The organism is Amycolatopsis sp. SID8362 (genome assembly GCF_010550475.1).
GTDB classification, from domain to species: Bacteria; Actinomycetota; Actinomycetes; order Mycobacteriales; family Pseudonocardiaceae; genus Amycolatopsis; species Amycolatopsis eburnea.
Genome location: NZ_JAAGNB010000874.1, coordinates 1 through 3,744, shown reverse-complemented (window position 1 = coordinate 3,744; position 3,744 = coordinate 1). Strand labels below are relative to the sequence as shown.

Below are 3,744 nucleotides of genomic sequence, written 5' to 3'. Positions count from 1 at the left end.
CTGGGCGATCTGGCGCGCGGAGAAGGCCCGCCGGGCACGGGACGACCGCGGCCGCGGGGTGGCCGCCGCGGCGGTGTTCGACGCGCTCTCGCGCCACCTGCCCGCCGATGCCGTGGTCACCGTGGACGTCGGCAACCACGCCTACTCACTCGGCCGCTACCTGGAGTCGCGGGGACAGCCGGTGCTCATGTCGGGCTACCTCGGCTCGATCGGGTTCGGCTACCCGGCCGCGCTCGGCGCGTGGGCGGCCGCGCCGGACCGCCCGATCGTCGCCGTCACCGGCGACGGCGGCTTCGGCCAGTACGCGGCGGAGCTGACCACCGCCGTCAAGTACGGCATCCCGGTCAAGCACGTGCTGCTGAACAACAACGCGCTCGGGAAGATCAGCAAGGAGCAGCTGGCCGGCGACTACCCGGTCTGGCAGACCTCCCTGGTCAACCCCGATTGGGCGGCCTACGCCGAGCTTTGCGGCGCGAAGGGCATCAGCGTCACCGCGCGCGACCAGCTGGACGAAGCCATGGCGGCGCTCTTCGCCGCCGAAGGTCCTACCCTCCTCTGCGTCGAACAGGACGCGGAACTCCTCTGAAAGGCAACCGATGCCGAACTACGACGACCTGCGTGCCCTGTTCCTCAACGGCACCCTCAAGCGCTCGCCCGAGCCCAGCAACACCGACGGCCTGATCGACGTCAGCCGCGGGATCATGGAGAAGAACGGCGTCCGGGTCGAGGTGCTGCGCGCCGTCGACCACGACATCGCCACCGGCGTCTGGCCCGACATGACCGAGCACGGCTGGGCCACCGACGCCTGGCCGGGCATCTACGAAAAGGTGATGTCGGCCGACATCCTCGTGCTCGCCGGGCCGATCTGGCTGGGGGACAACAGTTCCGTGACGAAGCAGGTCATCGAACGGCTCTACGCCTGCTCGCACCTGCTCAACGACGCCGGCCAGTACGCCTACTACGGCCGCGTCGGCGGCTGCCTCATCACCGGCAACGAAGACGGCGTCAAGCACTGCGCCATGAACGTCCTCTACAGCCTCCAGCACCTCGGCTACACGATCCCGCCGCAGGCCGACGCCGGCTGGATCGGCGAGGCCGGGCCCGGACCGTCCTACTTGGACCCCGGCTCCGGCGGTCCGGAAAACGACTTCACCAACCGCAACACCACGTTCATGACCTGGAACCTGCTGCACCTGGCCCGCATGCTCAAGGACGCCGGCGGGATCCCCGCCCACGGCAACCAGCGCAGCGAATGGGACGCCGGCTGCCGGTTCGACTTCACCAATCCCGAATACCGCTGAGCCCGCCGTGCCGGGAGAAGGGAGCCGTAAGATGACGGTCACCCTTCTGCCGGCCGGCCGCGGCTATATTCGCCTGGTGACGAGCCTGCCGCCGGACGACGAGCTGGTCGCCGCGCTCGGCCGCGGCGACGACGCGGCGTTCGCGGCGGTACTCGACGCGTGGTCGGCGTCGATGCTCCGGCTGGCCCGCTCCTTCGTGTCCACGCACGCCTCCGCCGAGGAAGTCGTCCAGGAGACGTGGCTCGCCGTGCTGAAGGGCCTCGGCGCCTTCGAAGGCCGGTCGGCGTTCAAGACCTGGGTCTACCGGATCCTCGTCAACACCGCCAAGAAACGGGGCCTGGCCGAACGCCGGAGCGTGCCCTGGACCAGTCTGCTGCCGCGGGACGAGGACCACGGCCCCACCGTCGACCCCGCCCGTTTCCAGGGTGCCGGCGGCGCCTACCCCGGCCATTGGCGGGAAACCCCGGCCGCGTGGCCGTCACCCGAGGACACCGCGCTGAACCTCGAGATCCGCCGGGTGATCACCACCGCGCTCGACGAACTCCCGGCCCGCCAGCGCGCGGTGCTGAGCCTGCGCGACGTCGGCGACCACACCGCCGAAGAGGTGTGTGCCATGCTGCGGATCTCCGCGGCCAATCAACGCGTGCTGCTGCACCGGGCGCGCGCCGCCGTGCGGGAACGGCTGGCCGAGTACCTCGGGACGGGGGCAAGGACGTGAACTGCGACGAATTCGTCGAACTCGTCACCGCGTTCCTCGACGACGCCCTCGATCCCGAGACCGAAGCCCGTTTCGTCGAGCACCTCGCGCTCTGCGAAGGCTGCGAACGCTACCTCGACCAGTTCCGCACCACCATCGACCAGCTCGGCCGCCTCCCCCCGGAAACGCTCTCCGCCGAGACCCGCGACGCCGTCCTCGACGCCTTCCGCGACTGGCACAGCGCGTGACACCGCTTGCCGGCGGCGATCGGACCGCCGTCAATTCTCGTCGGGACTGGAGCCACCACGCCGGTCGGCGAGCCACTGCTTGAACAGGGCGGCCAGCGCCACCACCGTCATGGCCACGGAGCCGATCATTTCCGGAGTGGACGGCAGCTGCGAGTCAGCCGGCTCGAAGCGCGGCTGCTCATGGCTGGTCTTCGACTCCTCGTGCGGGTTCGCCTGCTCGTGCTTCCGTTCAGCGGTGGCTTCCGTCGCTTCGACCTGCTTCAAGCCCTGTTCGACGAGGTCCTGACCGTCTTCGGCGAGCGTCTCCCCGGCGGTTTTTTCGCCCTTGAACTTCTCGGCCATTTCTTCGTTGCGCTTCTCGCGCTCCAGGTCGGTCTCCGGCCGGGCGGGTTTCCAGTCGCCGTCCTCGTTCTTGGCGTAGTCGCGGTATTCGTCCAGATCGGTGTTCCACGGCCCTTCGGCCACGTCCCCGGCGTCGTGTTCGCGCTGGGGTTCCCGGGGTTCGTTGCGGGCGTCCCGGTCGAAGTTGAGTTCCTTGGTCTTGAGGTTGAAGTCCCCGGTGTAGGGGTTGGGCGGGTCGGTTCTTTCGGCGGCTTTGTCTTCCTGCGCGTTGTCGGTGGTCGCTTCCGGCTGGCGCTCGGCCGGGTCGGTCCCCTCGGTCCCGGTGCGTTGGTGATCCGGTGACTCGGCCCGTTCGGTGCCGGCACGCTGCTGCTCAGCCGACTCGGCCCGTTCGGTCCCGGCACGCTGCTGCTCGGCACGCTCGGCCCGTTGCTGCTCAGCCGGCTCGGTCCGCTCGGCCCCAGCACGCTGCTGCTCGGCCGGCTGCGTCCCTTCCTCACCCGACTCGGCGACCACCACGGCCTCCTGCGACACGGCGGGTTGCTCGCTGCGGGGTTGCGACTCCGTCGTGGAATCCCAGGAACCCTCCCACATCCGGCCCCGCGGCTTCAGCTCCAGCTCGAGCCCCTCGTCATCGGGCGGGTTCCCCGGATCCTCCGCGTCGTCCGAGGGCGGCGGGTTGTCCCCATCGCCCTCGGCCGCGTCTTGGCCGGGCCGATCGTCGGTACCGGGCGCCTCGGCTCGGCGGTCTGCGTCGTTCTGCGCGTCGTCGGCCTTGGCTTCCTCCTGGGCAGCGTCGTCCGCCTCGGCACGCTGGTCTGCATCGGCCTTCGCATCATCGGCCTCGGCATCCACCCGAGCAGCGTCATCCGCCTCGGCACGCTGGTCCGCGTCAGCCTTCGCATCATCGGCGTCGGCATCCACCCGAGCACTGTCATCCGCCTCGGCACGCTGGTCTGCATCGGCCTTCGCATCATCGGCCTCGGCATCCACCCGAGCACTGTCATCCGCCTCGGCACGCTGGTCCGCATCAGCCTTCGCATCATCAGCATCGGCATCCACCCGAGCAGCGTCATCCGCCTCAGCATGCTGGTCCGCATCAGCCTTCGCATCATCAGCATCGGCATCCACCCGAGCAGCGTCATCCGCCTCAGCA

The 3,744-nt window shown here is 69.7% G+C and carries 4 protein-coding genes and 1 pseudogene; 4 read left to right on the top strand and 1 reads right to left on the bottom strand.

Going from position 1 to position 3,744, the window contains the following annotated elements; all coding sequences use genetic code 11:
* The 4 genes from G3I65_RS27435 to G3I65_RS27420 form a co-directional block, all read left to right on the top strand.
* Nucleotides 1–586 (top strand): thiamine pyrophosphate-dependent enzyme (locus tag G3I65_RS27435; RefSeq protein WP_239071476.1); only part of this gene is annotated, 586 nt, incomplete at its 5' end.
* A 10-nt stretch (nucleotides 587–596) separates the two neighbouring features.
* The gene (locus G3I65_RS27430; RefSeq protein ID WP_160698680.1) at nucleotides 597–1,301 is read left to right on the top strand and encodes a flavodoxin family protein; all 705 of its coding nucleotides are present in this window, start codon (nucleotides 597–599) and stop codon (nucleotides 1,299–1,301) included.
* A 31-nt stretch (nucleotides 1,302–1,332) separates the two neighbouring features.
* A complete protein-coding gene (locus tag G3I65_RS27425) occupies nucleotides 1,333–2,019 on the top strand; it encodes an RNA polymerase sigma factor (protein ID WP_160698679.1) in 687 nt (228 codons plus the stop codon).
* Nucleotides 2,016–2,246, top strand: coding sequence for an anti-sigma factor (locus G3I65_RS27420; RefSeq protein WP_160698678.1), 231 nt, complete (start codon nucleotides 2,016–2,018; stop codon nucleotides 2,244–2,246). The genes G3I65_RS27425 and G3I65_RS27420 overlap by 4 nt, the downstream gene beginning before the upstream one ends.
* Before the next feature lie 30 nt (nucleotides 2,247–2,276).
* On the opposite strand, the pseudogene G3I65_RS27415 reads toward G3I65_RS27420, so the two are convergent.
* Nucleotides 2,277–3,744: pseudogene (locus G3I65_RS27415) on the bottom strand (hypothetical protein); the annotation flags it as partial.

Bases quoted from the DNA above. Each gene is read 5' to 3' on its own strand.
- G3I65_RS27430 (WP_160698680.1), top strand. From the start codon at position 597: ATGCCGAACTACGACGACCTGCGTGCCCTGTTCCTCAACGGCACCCTC.
- G3I65_RS27425 (WP_160698679.1), top strand. From the start codon at position 1,333: ATGACGGTCACCCTTCTGCCGGCCGGCCGCGGCTATATTCGCCTGGTG.